General features: G+C 33.3%; 1 pseudogene. It reads left to right on the forward strand.

Features of this window, described 5'->3' with window-relative positions:
* A pseudogene (locus tag FOT98_RS31070) lies at window positions 1-438 on the forward strand (RNA-guided endonuclease InsQ/TnpB family protein); the annotation flags it as partial.

A 438-nucleotide genomic window follows, 5' to 3' on the forward strand; every position in this document is an offset into this window, starting at 1 on the left:
GCGAGAAAACATTCGTTCAAAAAGTACAAAAATGGTTATCACACTTCTTATAAATCCAAAAAAGATGTAATCCAAGGATTTTATGCCAATTATGAAAGGCTGATTATAGGAAAGAAAGTAATTCATATTCAGTCTATTGGAGAAGTGAAAACAAGCCAACAACTACCAAAAAATAAAAAGCCATCCAATCCAAGAGTTACATTTGACGGTCGTCACTGGTGGATTAGTGTAGGATTCCAAGAAGACTTTGAATCACAGGAATTAACGAATGAGTCGATTGGTGTGGATGTTGGTTTAAAAGAGCTGTTTGTAGCTTCTAATGGTATGAAAGAACGAAATATAAACAAAGATGCTAAGGTTAAAAAACTTTTGAAAAGGAAAAAGTCAGCGCAAAGAGATATGTCTAGGAGATTTAAAAAAGGTGTAAAGATTCAATCT

The organism is Bacillus sp. HY001 (genome assembly GCF_007558965.1).
Lineage (GTDB): Bacteria > Bacillota > Bacilli > Bacillales > Bacillaceae_G > Bacillus_A > Bacillus_A mobilis.